The organism is Nocardioides sp. NPDC092400 (assembly GCF_040684155.1).
GTDB lineage: Bacteria > Actinomycetota > Actinomycetes > Propionibacteriales > Nocardioidaceae > Nocardioides.
Genome location: NZ_JBFBFJ010000006.1, coordinates 1 through 16,001, shown reverse-complemented (window position 1 = coordinate 16,001; position 16,001 = coordinate 1). Strand labels below are relative to the sequence as shown.

General features: G+C 74.5%; 14 protein-coding genes. All 14 read left to right on the top strand.

Translation table 11 applies throughout. The annotated features are described in order from the left end of the window. Window positions 1–2 precede the first annotated feature (2 nt). The 14 genes from AB0N29_RS16790 (at window position 3) to AB0N29_RS16725 (ending at window position 15,837) form a co-directional block, all read left to right on the top strand. A complete protein-coding gene (locus AB0N29_RS16790; protein ID WP_302266824.1) occupies window positions 3–992 on the top strand; it encodes an LLM class flavin-dependent oxidoreductase in 990 nt (329 codons plus the stop codon). Window positions 993–1,125: 133 nt separating this feature from the next. Continuing rightward, window positions 1,126–2,271, top strand: coding sequence for a glutamine-hydrolyzing carbamoyl-phosphate synthase small subunit (gene carA / locus AB0N29_RS16785; RefSeq protein WP_364868455.1), 1,146 nt, complete (start codon window positions 1,126–1,128; stop codon window positions 2,269–2,271). A 1-nt stretch (window position 2,272) separates the two neighbouring features. After that, window positions 2,273–5,596 (top strand): carbamoyl-phosphate synthase large subunit, encoded by a 3,324-nt coding sequence (gene carB / locus AB0N29_RS16780; RefSeq protein ID WP_364868452.1) that lies wholly within the window; start codon window positions 2,273–2,275, stop codon window positions 5,594–5,596. After that, on the top strand, window positions 5,581–6,744 hold the full coding sequence (locus AB0N29_RS16775; protein WP_364868450.1) for a quinone-dependent dihydroorotate dehydrogenase: 1,164 nt from the start codon (window positions 5,581–5,583) through the stop codon (window positions 6,742–6,744). Before carB ends, AB0N29_RS16775 begins: the two co-directional genes overlap by 16 nt. After that, window positions 6,741–7,616: a hypothetical protein gene (locus tag AB0N29_RS16770; RefSeq protein WP_302266820.1), complete on the top strand. Its 876-nt coding sequence runs from the start codon at window positions 6,741–6,743 to the stop codon at window positions 7,614–7,616. The genes AB0N29_RS16775 and AB0N29_RS16770 overlap by 4 nt, the downstream gene beginning before the upstream one ends. Continuing rightward, window positions 7,613–8,416 carry a tRNA-dihydrouridine synthase gene (locus tag AB0N29_RS16765; protein WP_302266819.1) on the top strand — a complete coding sequence of 268 codons (804 nt, stop codon included), beginning with the start codon at window positions 7,613–7,615 and terminating at the stop codon, window positions 8,414–8,416. The genes AB0N29_RS16770 and AB0N29_RS16765 overlap by 4 nt, the downstream gene beginning before the upstream one ends. Before the next feature lie 10 nt (window positions 8,417–8,426). Then, window positions 8,427–9,254: an orotidine-5'-phosphate decarboxylase gene (gene pyrF / locus AB0N29_RS16760; protein WP_302266818.1), complete on the top strand. Its 828-nt coding sequence runs from the start codon at window positions 8,427–8,429 to the stop codon at window positions 9,252–9,254. Next, entirely contained in the window at window positions 9,251–9,724 is a 474-nt protein-coding gene (locus AB0N29_RS16755) for a hypothetical protein (RefSeq protein ID WP_302266817.1), read from the top strand. The genes pyrF and AB0N29_RS16755 overlap by 4 nt, the downstream gene beginning before the upstream one ends. Window positions 9,725–9,873: 149 nt before the next feature. Continuing rightward, window positions 9,874–10,200: an integration host factor, actinobacterial type gene (gene mihF, locus AB0N29_RS16750; protein WP_302266816.1), complete on the top strand. Its 327-nt coding sequence runs from the start codon at window positions 9,874–9,876 to the stop codon at window positions 10,198–10,200. Continuing rightward, a complete protein-coding gene (gmk, locus tag AB0N29_RS16745) occupies window positions 10,197–10,766 on the top strand; it encodes a guanylate kinase (RefSeq protein ID WP_364868445.1) in 570 nt (189 codons plus the stop codon). The genes mihF and gmk overlap by 4 nt, the downstream gene beginning before the upstream one ends. 66 nt (window positions 10,767–10,832) lie before the next feature. Beyond that, a complete protein-coding gene (gene rpoZ, locus AB0N29_RS16740) occupies window positions 10,833–11,165 on the top strand; it encodes a DNA-directed RNA polymerase subunit omega (protein WP_300960461.1) in 333 nt (110 codons plus the stop codon). A 4-nt stretch (window positions 11,166–11,169) separates the two neighbouring features. Next, window positions 11,170–12,432 (top strand): bifunctional phosphopantothenoylcysteine decarboxylase/phosphopantothenate--cysteine ligase CoaBC, encoded by a 1,263-nt coding sequence (gene coaBC / locus AB0N29_RS16735; RefSeq protein ID WP_364868712.1) that lies wholly within the window; start codon window positions 11,170–11,172, stop codon window positions 12,430–12,432. A gap of 95 nt (window positions 12,433–12,527) precedes the next feature. Next, complete coding sequence (gene metK / locus AB0N29_RS16730) at window positions 12,528–13,730, top strand: methionine adenosyltransferase (RefSeq protein ID WP_302266814.1); 1,203 nt, start codon at window positions 12,528–12,530, stop codon at window positions 13,728–13,730. 67 nt (window positions 13,731–13,797) lie between these two features. Beyond that, on the top strand, window positions 13,798–15,837 hold the full coding sequence (locus tag AB0N29_RS16725; RefSeq protein ID WP_364868441.1) for a primosomal protein N': 2,040 nt from the start codon (window positions 13,798–13,800) through the stop codon (window positions 15,835–15,837). Window positions 15,838–16,001: the final 164 nt, after the last annotated feature.

Sequence of the window (16,001 nt, the reverse complement as noted above, 5' to 3'; positions counted from 1 at the left end):
ACATGACGATCCCGCTCTCCGTCCTGGACCTCGCCCCCATCGCCGAGGGGGAGAGCGTCTCCAGCAGCATCGCCGCCAGCGTCGCCCTCGCCCGCCGCGCCGAGGAGCACGGCTACGAGCGCGTCTGGTACGCCGAGCACCACAACATGCCGCGCATCGCCTCCTCGGCGACCAGCGTGCTGATCTCGCACGTGGGCGCGCACACCTCCACGATCCGGCTCGGCGCCGGCGGCGTGATGCTGCCCAACCACTCCCCGCTGACGATCGCCGAGCAGTTCGGCACGCTCGAGGCGATGTACCCCGGCCGCATCGACCTCGGCCTGGGCCGCGCGCCGGGCTCGGACCAGAACACGATGTACGCCCTGCGCCGCGACCCCCGCTCCTCCGAGCGCTTCCCCGAGGACGTCCTCGAGCTGCAGGCGTTCCTGGCCGGCGACTCCCGGGTGCCCGGGGTCCAGGCCGTGCCCGGCCGCGGCTCGCACGTCCCGCTGTACATCCTCGGGTCCTCCATGTTCGGTGCCCACCTCGCGGCGCGCCTCGGGCTGCCGTACGCCTTCGCCAGCCACTTCGCGCCGCAGGCGCTCGAGGCGGCGGTCGAGGCCTACCGCCGGGAGTTCCGTCCCTCCGAGCAGCTCGACGCGCCGTACGTCATCGCGGGGGTGAACGTCGTCGCGGCCGACACCGCTGAGCAGGCACGGGAGAACCACGCGTCGGTCCGCCGCACGCTCGCGGTGGGCCTCTTCGGCAACGGCCAGGAGCTCTCCGCCACCGAGGCCGACGTGCTCCTGCGCCGCGGCGCCGCCACCCACGTCGACTCGATGCTGACCTACACCGCCCTGGGCTCGCCCGCAGAGGTCGGCGCCTACCTGCGCGCCTTCGCCGAGAGGGTCGGCGCCGACGAGCTGATCACCGCCCACCAGGCCCCCACCACCGAGGCCCGCCTGCGCTCGGTCGAGCTCGCCGCGGAGGCGGTCAGCCGGGTCGCCGCCTGAGCCAGCACGGGCTCCGGGAGGCCCGTCCGTCCGGCGGCGCCGGGCCCCGGTCCGGGTCCGCGCGCTGGTAGGGTCGGGGCCGTTCGAACATCCTTTAACGATCCGTCCCGTGAGGCGGAGAAGGAGGTGCGGCGTGCCGTTGCATGCCCCCGCGATCCTGGTCCTCGAGGACGGTCGCAGCTTCACCGGAAAGGCGTTCGGCGCCCCGGGCGAGACCTTCGGCGAGGCCGTCTTCAACACCGGCATGACCGGCTACCAGGAGACGTTGACCGACCCGTCCTACCACCGGCAGGTGGTCGTGATGACGTCCCCGCACGTCGGCAACACCGGCATCAACGACGAGGACCCCGAGTCCCGCCGGATCTGGGTCGCCGGGTACGTCGTGCGCGACCCCGCCCGCGTGCCGTCGAGCTGGCGCAGCCGCCGCACCCTCGACGAGGAGCTGCGCGAGCAGGGCGTCGTCGGCATCAGCGGCGTCGACACCCGCGCCCTCACCCGCCACCTGCGCGACCGCGGCGCGATGCGCGTCGGCATCTCGAGCACCGAGACCGATCCCGCGGCGCTGCTCGAGCGGGTCCGCGCCTCGGCGGAGATGAGCGGGCTCGAGCTCGCCGACGAGGTCACCACCCCGGAGCCCTACGTGGTGCCGGCGCAGGGGCAGAAGCGGTTCACCGTGGCCGCCCTCGACCTGGGCATCAAGTCGATGACGCCTTACCGCATGGCCGAGCGCGGCATCGAAGTGCACGTGCTGCCGGCGACCTCGACGCTCGAGGACGTCCTGGCGGTCGAGCCGGACGGGCTGTTCTACTCCAACGGGCCCGGCGACCCCGCGGCCACCACCCAGCAGGTCGAGGTGCTCCAGGGCGCGCTGGGCCAGGGCGTGCCGTACTTCGGGATCTGCTTCGGCAACCAGCTCTTCGGCCGCGCGCTCGGCTTCGGCACCTACAAGCTGAAGTACGGCCACCGCGGCATCAACCAGCCGGTCATGGACCGCACCACGGGCAAGGTCGAGGTGACCGCGCACAACCACGGCTTCGCCGTCGACGCGCCGCTCGAGGGCACCACCTCCACGCCGTACGGCGAGGCGAGCGTGAGCCACGTGTGCCTCAACGACGACGTCGTCGAGGGGCTCGAGCTGCGCGACGACCGGGGCCGGCTCACCAGCTTCTCGGTCCAGTACCACCCCGAGGCCGCCGCGGGCCCGCACGACGCGGCGTACCTCTTCGACCGCTTCACCCAGCTGATGGCCGACCGCTCGACCGAGCAGAAGGGCGCCTGACATGCCCAAGCGCACCGACATCGAGTCCGTCCTCGTCATCGGCTCGGGGCCGATCATCATCGGCCAGGCCGCGGAGTTCGACTACTCCGGCACCCAGGCCTGCCGCGTGCTGCGCGAGGAGGGCCTGCGGGTCGTCCTGGTCAACTCCAACCCGGCGACGATCATGACCGACCCGGAGTTCGCCGACGCGACGTACGTCGAGCCGATCACCCCGGAGTTCGTGGAGAAGGTCATCGCCAAGGAGCGGCCCGACGCGCTGCTCGCGACCCTCGGCGGACAGACCGCGCTCAACGCCGCGATGGCGCTGGACCGCGACGGCGTGCTCGAGAAGTACGGCGTGGAGCTGATCGGCGCCAACATCGAGGCGATCGACCGCGGCGAGAACCGGCAGGTCTTCAAGAAGATCGTCGAGGAGCTCGGCGGGGAGTCCGCGCGGTCCGCGATCTGCCACTCGATGGAGGACTGCCTGGCCGCCGTCGAGGACCTCGGCTACCCGGTCGTGGTCCGGCCGTCGTTCACCATGGGCGGCACCGGCTCGGGCATGGCGTACGACGAGACCGACCTGCACCGCATCGCCGGCGCCGGCCTCGACGCGAGCCCGACCACCGAGGTGCTCCTGGAGGAGTCGATCCTCGGGTGGAAGGAGTACGAGCTCGAGGTCATGCGCGACACCGCGGACAACGTGGTGATCATCTGCTCGATCGAGAACCTCGACCCGATGGGCGTCCACACCGGTGACTCGATCACGGTCGCGCCGGCCATGACGCTGACCGACCGCGAGTACCAGAAGATGCGCGACCTCGCGATCGGCATCATCCGCTCGGTCGGCGTCGACACCGGCGGCTGCAACATCCAGTACGCCGTGAACCCCGCCGACGGGCGCCTCGTCGTCATCGAGATGAACCCGCGGGTCTCGCGCTCCTCGGCGCTGGCCTCGAAGGCGACCGGGTTCCCGATCGCCAAGATCGCCGCCAAGGTCGCGATCGGCTACACCCTCGACGAGATCCCCAACGACATCACCACCCGCCCCGACGGTCACTCCACGCCGGCGAGCTTCGAGCCGACGCTGGACTACGTGGTGGTCAAGGTGCCGCGGTTCGCCTTCGAGAAGTTCCCCGGCGCCGACCCGACGCTGACCACCCACATGAAGTCGGTGGGCGAGGCGATGGCGATCGGGCGCAGCTTCACCGAGGCGCTGCAGAAGGCGCTGCGCTCGCTGGAGAGCCCGAACGCCGTCTTCGACTGGCACCAGGAGTGGGTCGACCTCGACAAGGACGCAATCCTGGCGAGCATCCGGACCCCGCACGACGGACGGCTGCGCGAGGTCATGGACGCGATCCGCGCCGGCGCGACCCCCGAGGAGATCTTCGAGGCCACCGGCATCGACCCGTGGTTCCTCGACCAGCTCGCGCTGATCAACGAGGTCGCCGCGGAGGTCACCGCCGCCGTCGAGCTCACGCCGGACCTGCTGCGCCGCGCGAAGCGGCACGGCTTCTCCGACGACCAGATCGGCAAGATCCGCGGCATGTCGGCCGACGTGGTCCGCGGCGTCCGGCACGCGCTGGGCATCCGGCCCGTCTACAAGACCGTCGACACCTGTGCGGCGGAGTTCGCGGCCGCGACGCCGTACCACTACTCCTCCTACGACGAGGAGAGCGAGGTCGCCCCCCGCGAGCGGCCCGCGGTGATCATCCTGGGATCCGGGCCGAACCGGATCGGGCAGGGCATCGAGTTCGACTACTCCTGCGTGCACGCCTCCCTGGCGCTCGGCACCGGGGAGGGTGGTGCCGGCTACGAGACCGTCATGGTCAACTGCAACCCCGAGACCGTCTCGACCGACTACGACACCTCGAACCGGCTCTACTTCGAGCCGCTGACCCTCGAGGACGTCCTCGAGGTCGTCCACGCCGAGCAGGTCGCCGGCCCGGTCGCCGGCGTCATCTGCCAGCTCGGCGGGCAGACCCCGCTCGGGCTCGCCCAGGGCCTGGCGCGCGCGGGGGTGCCGATCGTCGGCACCTCGCCCGACGCGATCGACCTGGCCGAGGAGCGCGGTGCGTTCGGCCGCGTGCTCGCCGAGGCGGGGCTGACCGCTCCCAAGCACGGCACGGCGACGTCGTACCCCGAGGCGCAGCGGATCGCCACCGAGATCGGCTACCCGGTGCTCGTGCGGCCGTCGTACGTGCTCGGCGGCCGGGGCATGGAGATCGTCTACGGCGACGAGGCGCTCGAGACCTACCTGGAGAAGTACGTCGCCGCCGGGCTGATCTCGCCGCAGGCGCCCGTGCTGGTTGACCGGTTCCTCGACGACGCGGTCGAGATCGACGTCGACGCGCTCTTCGACGGCGAGGACCTCTTCCTCGGCGGCGTGATGGAGCACATCGAGGAGGCCGGCATCCACTCCGGCGACTCCTCGTGCGCGCTGCCCCCGATCACCCTGGGTGCGCGGGAGATCGCGCGGATCCGGGAGGCGACCGAGGCGATCGCGCGCGGCGTCGGCGTGCGCGGGCTGCTGAACATCCAGTTCGCGCTCGGGTCGGACATCCTCTACGTGCTGGAGGCCAACCCGCGGGCGTCGCGGACGGTGCCCTTCGTGTCCAAGGCGACCGCGACGCCGCTGGCGAAGGCCGCCGCCCGGATCATGCTGGGCGAGTCGGTCGCCGACCTCCGTGCGAGCGGGCTGCTGCCCGCGACCGGCGACGGCGGCACGCTGCCGGCCGACCAGCCGATCGCGGTCAAGGAGGCGGTCATGCCGTTCAACCGGTTCCGCACCCCCGACGGCGCGCAGGTCGACACCGTCCTCGGCCCCGAGATGAAGTCGACCGGCGAGGTGATGGGCCTGGACCGCGACTTCGGCACGGCGTTCGCCAAGTCCCAGGCCGCGGCGTTCGGGCCGCTGCCCGCGAGCGGCAAGGTGTTCGTCTCGGTGGCCAACCGCGACAAGCGCTCGATGGTCTTCCCGATCCGGGCGCTGGCCGACCTCGGCTTCGAGATCCTCGCGACCGCCGGCACCGCGGAGGTGCTGCGCCGCAACGGCGTGCCGGCGACGGTCGTGCGCAAGCACTTCGAGGGCACCGGCCCCGACGGGGAGCGGACCACCGTCCAGCTGATCCTCGACGGCGAGATCCAGATGGTGGTCAACACGCCGTACGGCGCGGGGGAGGGCCACGCCCGCCTCGACGGCTACGAGATCCGCACCGCCGCCGTCCGCGCCAACGTCCCCTGCATCACCACGGTGCAGGGGCTGGGCGCGGCCGTCCAGGGCATCGAGGCCGCCCGCCGCGGCGACATCGGCGTGCGCAGCCTGCAGGAGTGGGCGAGCCGGTGACGGCGTACGGACTGCTCTTCGACCACGTCGCGACGCGCATCGACGCCGAGCGGGCCCACCACCTGGGCTTCCGGGCGGTGCGCGCCGCCGCGCCGGTGACCGGTCGGCTCCCGGTGCCCGGGCAGCCGGTCCGGGCGCTCGGCCTGATCTTCCCCAACGTGCTCGGCATGGCGGCCGGCTTCGACAAGAACGCCGTCGGCATCGATGCCCTCGCCGCGCTCGGGTTCGGCCACGTCGAGGTCGGCACGGTCACCGGCGAGGCGCAGCCGGGCAACCCGAGGCCGCGCCTCTTCCGGCTGCCCGCCGACCGGGCCGTCGTGAACCGGATGGGGTTCAACAACGACGGCGCCGAGGTGGTCGCCCGCCGGCTGGCCGCGCGCGCCGCCCGCTCCTCAGGGGAAACCGGCGCTCCTCAGGGGATGCATCGGCCGAGAAGCGCCGGAATCCCCGGGGGGCCGGGGAATCCGGCAGCCCCCCGCCCCGTCCTCGGCGTCAACATCGGCAAGACCAAGGTGGTGCCCGACGACGACCAGGCCGCGGTGGAGGCCGACTACGCCAAGAGCACGCGGCTGCTGGCGCCGCACGCCGACTACCTCGTGGTCAACGTGAGCTCGCCGAACACCCCCGGACTGCGCAACCTGCAGGCCGTCGAGAAGCTCCAGCCGCTGCTGGAGCACGTGCGCCGCACCGCCGACACCGTCACCTCGTCGCGGGTCCCGCTGGTCGTGAAGATCGCGCCGGACCTCGCCGACGAGGACGTGCTGGCGGTCGCCGACATGGCGGTGGCGATCGGCCTCGACGGGATCATCGCCACCAACACCACGACGTCCCGTGCCGGGCTCGCCAGCCCGGACGCCGACGTCGAGGCCGTGGGCGCGGGAGGGCTGTCCGGTCGGCCGCTGACCGCCCGCGCGCTCGAGGTCACCCGGCTGCTGCGCGACCGGGTGGGCCCCGCGCTGACGATCATCGGCGTCGGCGGGATCACCACGCCCGAGGACGCCCGCGCGCGGCTCGAGGCCGGGGCCGACCTGCTCCAGGGCTACAGCGCGTTCGTCTACGAGGGCCCGCTGTGGCCGCGGCGGATCCTCGCCGGCACGAGCACCACCGCCACGGCAGGACCGGCCACGGCAGGACCGGCGACGGGGTGAGGGGACCGCTCCACACCACCGGGGAGGTGCTGGCCAGCAAGCGGGTCGGCGCCTACCAGCACCTGACCGTGGTCGCGCCGGGCGTGGCCGAGCGGTTCCGGCCCGGAACGTTCGTCGCGGTCGCCGTCGACGGGACCCGGCTCACCCCCCGCGCGCTGTGGATCCACGGCGTCAAGCCGGTCGGCGGCTACGGGCCCGCGCTGCAGCTGGTCGTCGACCCGGTCGGTCCGGGCACCCACTGGCTCGCCGAGCGGCCGGTCGGCACCCGGCTGGAGCTCACCGGCCCGCTCGGCCGGGCGTTCGCGCTGCCCAAGGAGCCCGTCGCCACCCTGCTGGTGGGGGAGGGGTACGCCGCGGCCCCGCTGTTCCCGCTCGCCGAGCGGCTGCGCGAGCGCGGCTGCCAGGTCAACCTCCTCGTCGCCGCCCCCGACGAGCGCCACCTGCTCTCGGCGCTGGAGGCACGCCGCGTCGCACGGGCGGTCACGGTCGTCACCGCCGACGGCTCGGTCGGCCGCCGCGGGGCGGTCGCCGACGTGGTCGCCGGCGTGCTCGCGCAGTCCGCCGCCGAGGTGGTGTACGCCGCCGGGCCGGTGCGCACGCTGCACGCCGTCGCGTCCGCGGCCGAGCAGGCCGGTGCCTGGAGCCAGACCGCCGTCGAGCAGCCGCTCGCCTGCGGCACCGGGCTGTGCCTCGGCTGCCCGCTGCCCGTGGTCGGCGAGGACGGTGTCGGTCGTGTCGTCCGCGCCTGCACCGAGGGCCCCGTCGTCCGCGGCGACCGGGTTCGCTGGACCGAGCTGGCACCGACCTGGACCGGCCCCGAGGCCCCACGCGCGGACGCCCGCCCGGGCCGGCCGACGGGGGATCCGTCGTGATCGAGCTGCCGTCCCCCGTCGTGGTGGCCGCCGGGTGCGGCGGCACCGGTCGCGAGCTCGTCGCGCTGGGCGCCCTCGAGGGCGTCGGTGCGTTCACCACCCGGTCGCTGACCCTCAACGCCCGCACCGGCGGGCCGGGACCGCGCTTCGCCGAGACGCCGGCCGGGCTCGTCCACAGCACCGGCCTGCCGGGCCCGGGGCTGGAGATCTTCCTGGCCACCGAGCTGCCGTGGCTGGTGCAGCAGGGGGTCCGGGTCGTGGTGTCGGTGACCGGCTCCTCGGTCGCCGAGCACGCCGAGGTCGCCAAGCGGCTCGCCCGGGCGCCCGGCGTCCGGGCCATCGAGGTGGACCTCGCCGTCCCCGACGCCCGCGCCCACGGACTGCTCGACGTGCGCGAGCCGTTCCACGCCGCCAACGTCGTCGCCGCGGTGGTCCGCGAGGCCCAGGACCTCCCCGTCCTGGCCAAGGTGCGCGCCGACGTGCTGCGGGTGGCGGAGTCCGCCCGCGTCGTGACCGACGCCGGCGCGGCCGCCGTCGTCGTCGGCGGCCCGCAGGCCGCGGCGCTCCCCGACGGCCGGCCGGCCGGGCTCAGCGGCCCCGCGGTCCTGCCGCTCTCCCTGCGGTGCGTGACCGAGGTGCGCGCCGCGCTGCCCGCCGTACCCGTCGTCGGCGGGGGCGGCATCGCCACGACCGCCGACGCGCGCTGCTTCCTCGACGCCGGCGCCGTGGCCGTCCAGGTCGGCACCGCCCTGCTCCGCGACCCCACCACCGCCGCCCGGATCGCGGCCGACCTCAGCTGAGGAGACAGCCATGACCAGCCCCTTCGGCGCCCGCCTGCGCGCCGCCGTCGACGAGCGGGGCCCGCTCTGCGTCGGCATCGACCCCCACGCCGCCCTGCTCGCCGACTGGGGACTCCCCGACGACGTCGAGGGGCTGCGCCGCTTCGCGCTGACCGCGGTCGAGGCGGTCGCCCCGCACGCCTCGACGGTCAAGCCGCAGTCGGCGTTCTACGAGCGGTTCGGGAGCCGGGGCGTCGCCGTCCTCGAGGAGGTCGTGGCAGCGGCGCGCGCGGCGGGGGCGCTCGTCGTCATGGACGCCAAGCGCGGCGACATCGGCTCGACGTCGCAGGCCTATGCCGACGCCTACCTCGACCCGTCCTCGCCGCTGGCCGCCGACGCCCTCACCGTCAGCCCGTTCCTCGGGTTCGGCTCGCTCGACCCGTTCGTCGACAGCGCCCGCCGGCACGGCGCCGGCCTCTTCGTGCTGGCGCTGACCTCGAACGCGGAGGGGCCGGAGGTCCAGCACGCCCGCCTCGAGGACGGCTCGACCGTGGCCGGGCGGATCCTCGACCACCTGCGCCGGCTGAACGCCGACGCGGACCCGCTCGGGTCCTTCGGTGCCGTTGTCGGCGCGACGATCGGGGAGACCGCCGAGGACCTGGCCTTCAACGGCCCGGTGCTGGCACCGGGGTACGGCGCGCAGGGCGGGACCGTCGAGGACGTGCGGCGGATCTTCGGGGCCACCGCGGCGAACGTCCTGCCCAGCTCCTCGCGCGACGTCCTCCGCCTGGGCCCGGACGCGGCCGCCCTGCGCGACGCCGTCCGCGCCACGAACGACCGGCTGGCGGCGCTGCGGTGAGGACCCGCCCGCGCCGCACGACCGTCTCGCTCGTCCCCCTCGTCGCAGCGCTGCTGGGCTCGCTGCTGCTGCCGCTGACGGCCTGCTCGCAGGACCCGTTCGAGGCGTACTGCGACGAGGTGCTCGCCCAGCGCGAGGACCTCTCCGAGGCGGTCGCCGACGGCGGGCCGGGCGCGCTGGTGGCGGCGCTGCCGCACCTCGAGGCGCTCGAGGAGGAGGCCCCCCGCGACATCCGCGACGAGTGGGACCTCGTCGTCGGCCGCGTCGGCGAGCTCCGCGACGCCCTGGAGGACGCCGGGGTCGACCCCGCGTCGTACGACCGGGAGGACCGCTCCACCGACGTGTCCGCGGCGCAGCGGGCTCGGATCGACGCCGCCGCCCGCGAGCTCGCGGCCCGGCCGACCGTGGAGGCGCTCGCCGGGGTCCAGCAGCAGGCGCGCGACGTGTGCGGCACCCCGCTGACCCTCTGAGGCCGGCCGGGGACGACCGGCGACGACCGGCGACGCCGGTGGCCAGGGCCGGACGGCGGTGGGGGTGACCTGCGTTGCCGGTGGTGAAGAGTTCTGACTAGATTGGCCCTCGCCCTCCGACCTGCCGCTCGACCCAAAGGACATCGCCCGTGGCGCTCCCGCCCCTCACGCCGGAACAACGCCAGGCGGCCCTGGAGAAGGCAGCCGCTTCCCGCCGCGAGCGGGCCGAGGTCAAGAACCGCCTGAAGAACTCGGGCGCCTCGATCGTCGACGTGCTCCACGAGGGCCAGGAGAACGAGGTCATCGGCAAGATGCGGGTCGTCGACCTGCTGCAGTCGATGCCCGGGCTCGGCAAGGTCCGCGCCCGTCAGGTCATGGAGCGCCTCGGCATCGCCGAGAGCAGGCGCGTCCGCGGGCTCGGCACCAAGCAGGTCGCCGCGCTCGAGAAGGAGTTCGCGTCGCGTGACTCCGCGTGACGGGCGCTGAGCGCCGCTCGCGACTGGTCGTGCTGGCCGGCCCCACGGCCGTCGGCAAGGGCACGGTCGCGGCGCACATCCGCGAGCACCACCCGGAGGTCTGGATCTCGGTCTCCGCGACCACCCGGCCGCCGCGTCCGGGCGAGGTCAACGGCGTGCACTACTGGTTCGTCTCCGACGAGGAGTTCGACCGGATGGTCGCCGAGGACGACCTGCTGGAGTGGGCGTTCGTGCACAAGGCCGCCCGGTACGGCACTCCCCGGCAGCCGGTCGACCTCGCGCTGGCCTCCGGCCGCCCCGCGATGCTCGAGATCGACCTGCAGGGCGCGCGCCAGGTCCGGCAGACCATGCCCGAGGCGCTCTTCGTCTTCCTCAAGCCGCCCTCGTGGGAGGAGCTGGTCCGCCGCCTGGTCGGTCGCGGCACCGAGACCGAGGCGGAGCGGGAGCGCCGGCTCACCACCGCGCGGGCCGAGCTCGCGGCCGAGACGGAGTTCGACGTCACCATCGTCAACCACGAAGTTCACGCTGCTGCGGACGAGTTGGTAGCCTTGATGGTGCTCGACTGAGGCGCTGCCTCTCCGCGCCGGCTCCGCCCGTCGGGCGTCCATCCACCGATCAGTGAGGCTTCACGCGTGTCTGCCCCCAACATCGACGCTCAGGGTGTCACCAACCCCTCGATCGACGACCTGCTCACCAAGACCGACAGCAAGTACAAGCTGGTCCTCTACAGCGCCAAGCGCGCCCGGCAGATCAACGCCTACTACTCCCAGCTCGGCGAGGGCCTGCTGGAGTACGTCGGCCCGCTCGTCGACACCCACGTGCAGGAGAAGCCCCTCTCGATCGCGCTCCGCGAGATCAACGAGGACCTCCTGACGTGCGAGGACGTCGACCCCGCCGAGCTCGCCGCCGAGGAGGCCGCCGCCAAGGCCGCCGCCATCGACGCCTCGTTCAACCCCGGCGAGTGATCCGCTGAGCACCAGCTCCGCCCACGAGGCCGCGTCCCCCACGGGGGCGCGGCCCGTTGTCGTCCTCGGGGTCACCGGCGGGATCGCGGCGTACAAGGCCTGTGAGCTGTTGCGCCGGCTCACCGAGTCCGGCCACGACGTGACGGTCGTGCCGACCGAGTCGGCGCTGGAGTTCGTGGGCGCGCCCACCTGGGCGGCGCTGTCGGGCAAGCCGGTCGCCACCGACGTGTGGACCGACGTCCACCGGGTGCCGCACGTGCGGCTGGGCCAGTCGGCCGACCTCGTGGTCGTCGCGCCCGCCACCGCCGACACGCTGGCGCGCGCCGCGCACGGCCTGGCCGACGACCTGCTCACGAACACCTTGCTCACCGCCCGCTGCCCGGTGGTGGTGGCCCCGGCCATGCACACCGAGATGTGGGAGCACCCTGCGACCCGGGCGAACGTCGCCACGCTGCGCGAGCGCGGCGTGCTCGTCCTCGAGCCGGCCGAGGGCCGGCTGACCGGCAAGGACACCGGCAAGGGCCGGCTGCCCGAGCCCGGCGAGATCTTCGACGTCTGCACGCAGGTGCTGGCCCGCGGCGAGGCGGGGTCCACGCTGGACCTCGTCGGACGGCACGTCGTGGTCTCCGCCGGGGGCACGCGGGAGTACCTCGACCCGGTGCGCTTCCTCGGCAACCGCTCGTCGGGCCTGCAGGGGTTCGCGCTGGCGCGCGCCGCCGCGGCCCGGGGGGCCCAGGTCACCCTGGTCGCCGCCAACACCAGCCTCCCCGAGCCCGCCGGAGTGACGGTCGTGCGCGTCGAGACCACCGCGCAGCTGCGCGACGCCGTCGTCCCCGCCGCCGCGTCCGCCGACGCCGTGGTCATGGCGGCCGCGCCCGCGGACTTCCGGCCCCTCGACGTCAGCGAGGCCAAGATCAAGAAGGCGGCCGACGGCTCGGCCCCCTCGATCGAGCTGCAGCAGAACCCCGACGTGCTGCACGAGATCAGCACCCAGCGAGCGCGACCGGGCACCGTGGTGGTCGGCTTCGCCGCCGAGACCGGCGACGACACCGGCTCGGTGCTCGAGCTGGCCCGCGCCAAGCTCGCGCGCAAGGGCTGCGACCTGCTGGTCGTCAACGACGTCAGCGGGGGAGCGGTCTTCGGCAGCCCGGACAACGAGGCGGTCATCCTGGGTGCCGACGGCGCCGCGACCGACGTGCCGCGGGGGTCGAAGACCACGCTCGCGCACGCCATTTGGGACGAAGTCGTCCGCAGGCTGCAGGATTGAACCCCCAATGTTGGTGAACCGATGCTGAGACGCCCGTCCCACGCGGTGGGACGCGCTCTACCGTGAGCACCACCCCGAACGACAGGAGCTGCGCTGTGGCCGGACGACTCTTCACCTCCGAGTCCGTGACCGAGGGACACCCGGACAAGATCGCCGACCGCATCAGCGACACGGTGCTCGACTACCTGATGGCCAACGACGGCGACAAGGAGAACCTCCGGGTCGCGGTCGAGACGCTGCTGACCACCGGGCTCGTCGTCGTCGCCGGCGAGGTGCGCACCAACGCCTACGCCCCGGTCGCCGAGCTCGTGCGCGAGGCCATCCTCGACATCGGGTACGACTCCTCGGAGAAGGGCTTCGACGGCACGACCTGCGGCGTGCAGGTGGCCATCGGCGGCCAGTCCGCCGACATCGCCCAGGGCGTCGACCACGGCCACGAGTCGCGCGTCGGCACCTCCGAGGACGAGCTGGACCGCCGCGGGGCCGGCGACCAGGGCCTGATGTTCGGCTACGCCTGCGACGACACCCCGGTGCTGATGCCGCTGCCGATCGTCATCGCCCAGCGCCTCTCCGAGCGGCTCACCGAGGTCCGCAAGAACGGCGTGATGGACAACCTCCGCCCGGACGGCAAGACCCAGGTCACCATCGAGTACGACGCCGACGACCGTCCGGTCCGCGTCGACACGGTCGTCCTCTCCACGCAGCACTCCGAGGAGACCGACCTGGTCAAGCTCGAGGCCGAGATCAAGCAGAACGTCATCGACCCGGTGCTGGCGTCGTTCGACATCCCCTCCGACGACTACCGGCTGCTGGTCAACCCGACCGGCCGCTTCGTCGTCGGCGGCCCGATGGGTGACGCCGGCCTGACCGGCCGCAAGATCATCGTCGACACCTACGGCGGCATGGCCCGGCACGGCGGCGGCGCCTTCTCGGGCAAGGACCCCTCGAAGGTGGACCGCTCCGCGGCGTACGCCATGCGCTGGGTGGCCAAGAACGTCGTCGCCGCGGGCCTGGCCCGCCGCTGCGAGGTCCAGGTCGCCTACGCGATCGGCAAGGCCCAGCCGGTCGGCGTCTTCGTGCAGACCTTCGGCACCGGCGTGGTCTCCGACGAGGAGATCCAGAAGGCCGTCCTCGAGGTCTTCGACCTCCGCCCGGCCGCGATCCTGCGTGACCTCGACCTGCTGCGCCCGATCTACGCCAAGACCTCGGCGTACGGCCACTTCGGCCGCGAGCTGCCCGAGTTCACCTGGGAGCGCACCGACCGCGCCGACGCCCTCAAGGCCGCCGCCGGCATCTGAGCCTCCGCCACGGTCCTGCCGACGCCTGCCGACGGGACCGTCGGCGCTCGCTGGGAGACTTCCGCTCGTGACCGGACCGGAGGAGCAGCCCGAGCTGCTCCCCGGCCTGGTGCGGGCGAGCCTGCAGGAGTCGCAGGCCAAGGCGCGGGCGACCCGGGCGCGCAAGGCGGCCGAGGCGGAGGTCGCCGAGGCCGACCCGGTGGCGCGGGTGCTGGTCGACGTGGCGCTGGCCCACCTGGACCGCACCTTCGACTACGCGGTGCCCGCGTCGATGGCGGAGGCGGCGCAGCCGGGCGTCCGGGTCAAGGTCCGGTTCGCCGGGCAGGACGTGGACGGCTACCTCCTCGGGCGTTTCGCCTCCTCCGACCACACCGGCCGGCTGGCGCCGCTGCGCCGGGTGGTCAGCCCGGAGCCGGTGCTCAGCCCCGCGGTGGCCGAGCTCTGCGGATCGCTCGCCGAGCGGTACGCCGGCACCCGCTCGGACCTGCTGCGCCTGGCCGTGCCGCCGCGGCACGCCACGACCGAGAAGGAGCCGTCCTCGCCGGAGCCGGCCGTCCCCCCGGCCGGTGCCGCCGAGACCGCGGCGTGGTCGGTCTACGAGCCGGCCGCGGCGTACCTCGCGCACCTCGCCGAGGGCGGCGCGCCGCGTGCGGTGTGGTCCGCCGCGCCGGGGGAGGAGTGGCCGCGTCGCTTGGCCGAGGCGGCGGCCGCCACCCGGCGCTCCGGCCGGGGGGCGCTGATCTGCGTGCCGGACGGCAAGGACGTGGACCGCGTCGACCGGGCGCTGACCGAGGTCCTCGGTCCCGATCACCACGTCACGCTCACCGCCGACGCCGGGCCGGCCCGTCGGTACCGGGAGTTCCTCGCGGTCAGCCGGGGCACCCGCCGGATCGTCGTGGGCACCCGCGCGGCGGCGTTCGCCCCGGTGCACGACCTCGGGCTGGTGGCCGTCTGGGACGACGGCGACGACCTCTACGCCGAGCCTCGCGCGCCGTACCCCCACACCCGGGAGACCCTGCTGCTGCGTGCAGAGCTCGAGGGCGCCGCGGCGCTGGTCGGGGGCTTCGCCCGCAGCGTCGAGGCGGAGTACCTCCTGCGCACCGGCTGGGCCCGTGAGCTGGCCGCGCCCCGCGCGGTCGTGCGCGAGCGGGTGCGCACCGCGGTGGCCGGCGCGAGCGACCTCGACCTCGAGCGCGACCCGCTCGCGCGCGCGTCCCGGGTGCCCCGCCAGGCGCTGGAGGCGATCCGGTGGGGGATCGAGCGGGGCCCGGTGCTCGTGCAGAACCCGCGGCTCGGGTACGTCGCGGCGCTGGCCTGCGAGCGGTGCCGCACCCCCGCGCGCTGCGGCGCCTGCCGGGGCCCGCTCGCGCTCACCGGGCCGACGACGCCGCCGGCGTGCCGGTGGTGCGGCACCGAGGCCCCCGGGTGGGCCTGCGGGGAGTGCGGCTACCGCGGGCTGCGCGCACCGGTCGTCGGCGACGCCCGCACCGCCGAGGAGCTCGGCCGGGCGCTGCCCAGCACGCGGGTGCTGACCAGCTCCCGGGACCGGGTCCTCGCCACGGTGGACGCCCGCCCGGCGGTCGTGGTCGCGACGCCGGGGGCGGAGCCGGTCGCGGAGGGCGGGTACGCCGCGGTGGTGCTGCTCGACGCCTGGCTGCTGCTGGGCCGCACCGACCTGCGCACCGAGGAGGAGGCGCTGCGCCGCTGGTCCGACGCGGTTGGACTGGTCCGGCCCGGCGGCCGCGCGGTCGTCGTCGGCGACCCCGCCCACCCCGCGGTGCAGGCGCTGGTCAGGTGGGACCCGAGCGGGTTCGCCGCCCGCGAGACCGCCGAGCGGCAGGAGGCGCACCTGCCCCCCGCCAGCCGGCTGGCCACGATCACCGGCGAGCCCGGCGCGGTCGACGACGCCCTCACCCTGCTCGACCTCCCCGAGGCCGGCGAGGTGCTCGGACCGGTGCCGACGGGGGAGCAGGAGGTCCGCGCGGTCGTCCGGGTGCCCCGGTCGCACGCAGCCGCCCTCGGCCGCGCGCTGGGCGAGCTGCAGCGCGTCCGCTCCGCCCGCAAGCTCGACCCCGTCCGCGTCCAGGTCGACCCGCCGTCGCTGTAGGTCCCTGGGGTCGCCGGTGGTCGCCTGTGGCCGCCTGCGGGCCGGGCGGCTGGGCCCGGGGCCGGGGCTGGGCCGGGGCATGGCTTTCCGGGGTAGTCCCGGGGGTTACCGGGGCGGTGGACCCCCGGAAGCGGCGGGCGACCCCGGGGACCGGGGCCGGCAGG

Excerpts from the sequence above, each read along its gene's own strand:
- carB (WP_364868452.1), top strand. The coding sequence starts at position 2,273 with ATGCCCAAGCGCACCGACATCGAGTCCGTCCTCGTCATCGGCTCGGGG.
- AB0N29_RS16790 (WP_302266824.1), top strand. The coding sequence starts at position 3 with ATGACGATCCCGCTCTCCGTCCTGGACCTCGCCCCCATCGCCGAGGGG.
- pyrF (WP_302266818.1), top strand. The coding sequence starts at position 8,427 with ATGACCAGCCCCTTCGGCGCCCGCCTGCGCGCCGCCGTCGACGAGCGG.